General features: G+C 31.2%; 2 protein-coding genes. Both read left to right on the top strand.

Annotated features, from left to right (window positions below; genetic code table 11):
• Positions 1 to 104 precede the first annotated feature (104 nt).
• A complete protein-coding gene (locus BUB34_RS12830) occupies positions 105 to 803 on the top strand; it encodes a hypothetical protein (protein WP_073127863.1) in 699 nt (232 codons plus the stop codon).
• 76 nt (positions 804 to 879) lie between these two features.
• A complete protein-coding gene (gene rlmD, locus BUB34_RS12825) occupies positions 880 to 2,238 on the top strand; it encodes a 23S rRNA (uracil(1939)-C(5))-methyltransferase RlmD (RefSeq protein WP_073127861.1) in 1,359 nt (452 codons plus the stop codon).
• Positions 2,239 to 2,297: the final 59 nt, after the last annotated feature.

Raw genomic sequence — 2,297 nt, 5'->3', positions numbered from 1 at the left:
TTATACAAATTTAAAAATTAAGAAAAGTTGTTAATGTTCGTTAGATTATTAGAAAGTTTTCTATCAAATGTTACAACTACATTATACAAGGGGGTGAGTTTAAATTGAAAGCTAATTTAATAATAACTACTATAAGTCAACTTATTGATGAAATAGCTAGAGCTAAAGGATTAAAGGACAAAAATAAGAATAAGTATTTAAATGATTTTAAAAAATTAAAAAATGATTATAAAGATGTAAGCATAAATGATGATTTCAAGGCTCAGTACAATCAATTAAACTCAAAAGGAATGGATTTAATAAAGGAATTGAGAAATTCAAAAAATATATCCCAAAATGAATTAAATCGTAGTATAGAAGTGTATATAAGATACGCAAAAGCATCGTTATGTGACTTTGAAGGAAAAACACTTTACTTAAGAAAATACATAACTAGCTTTATGTTTTCTGCAATGTTATTTTTAGCATTATCTCCACAATTTTATGGGTTTGTACTTCCAGTACTGTTCTTTTTACCAATATATATGGGGCTAAAAGGTGTTAAAAATAGATCTATAGCTGGATTTTATATGACTATGAGCGTAGTTCCTGTAGCGATGATGACTTCATTTACATGGATAAGATACGGAATAAATTCTAGTAAAAACATCACAGGTGCTGTAACTGAAATAGTAAAGGACGGGGTATCACAGAATCTAGCAGAAGTATTAGTGAGAGTAGGACCTATACTAGGAGCACTTTTATTAATATTTACTTGTTTACAACTATATAGGGGGATAAAAACTAAGGATTTATTTATATAGGGGCTTTATAAGCTCCTATTTTTTTGGTAAAATAGAGAATTGTAGTTTATAAAAATATACGAGCGGAGGAATGCCTATGTTATTGAAAAATAGTGAATATACTGTAGATATAGTGGATATAGGTCAAGGTGGAGTTGGAATAGGTAAACATGATGGTTTTACAGTTTTTGTAGAGGGCGGATTAATACAAGATAAATTAAAAGTAAAGATAAACAAATCTAAGAAAAACTATGCAGTAGGGGATATAGTAGAAATAATTGAAAAATCTCCATTTAGAGTAGATAGAGTATGTAGTGAAAAACTAAAAGACTGCGGTGGTTGTCAAATTCAAGAACTAGAATATAAAAAACAACTTGATCTTAAAACAAATGAAGTAAAGCAGACCATAAGTAGGATAGGAAAACTAGAAGATGTGTTTGTACACGATACACTTGGAATGGAGAATCCTTATAGATATAGAAATAAGGCACAATTTCCTATTCAAAAAATTAATAACAATCCAGCAATAGGATTTTATAAAAAGAAAAGCCACGATGTAATACCCACAAATCAGTGTGTAATACAACACGATGTAAATGATAAAATAATACAAATAATAAAAACATACATAAATGCCTATAAAGTAAGTATTTATGATGAAAAAACTCACACAGGAGTACTAAGACACTTAGTGACTAAAGTAGGATTTACAACTAACGAAGTAATGGTAGTATTAGTAGCAAATGGGCGAAAACTACCATATTTAAACGAATTGGCATCGGTTTTGGAAGAAAATATCCCAGGCTTTAAGACACTAGTTGTAAATGTAAATAGAGAAAAAACTAATGTAATACTAGGAAAAGAAAATAAGGTTATCTATGGAAACGGAAAAATAAATGACTATATAGGAAATTTAGTGTTTGAAATATCTCCACTATCGTTCTTCCAGGTAAACCCTGTACAGACAGAGGTTTTATATAACAAGGCACTAGAATATGCAAATCTAAAAGAAGATGATACAGTGTTTGATATATACTGCGGAATAGGTACTATCTCTCTATTTTTGGCTCAAAAAGCTAAAAAAGTGTACGGAATAGAGATAGTAGAAGATGCAATAAAAGACGCAAAGAGAAATGCACAGATAAATAAGCTGGATAATGTAGAGTTTTATGTAGGCAAGGCTGAGGAGGTCGTTCCTAGTTTGTATAAGGAAGGTAAGACTGCTAATGTAGTGGTTGTGGATCCTCCTAGAAAAGGATGCGATGAGAAGGTTTTGGATACGATTGTTTCTATGAATCCTGATAGAGTAGTTTATGTTTCTTGTAATCCTGCTACTTTGGCTAGGGATTTGGCTTATTTGGATGAGAGAGGATTTAAGTGCGAGGAGGTTCAACCGGTTGATATGTTCCCTCATTCGGTGCATGTGGAGTGCGTGGCATTTATAACGAAAAAATGAAGTCTGGGAAAGCCTTGAGAATACAGAGTTTCATAAAATGAAAGTAATTCTGTCCACTT

The organism is Asaccharospora irregularis DSM 2635, assembly GCF_900129815.1.
Taxonomy (GTDB): Bacteria; Bacillota; Clostridia; order Peptostreptococcales; family Peptostreptococcaceae; genus Asaccharospora; species Asaccharospora irregularis.
This window is presented reverse-complemented; position numbering and strand designations above follow the sequence as displayed.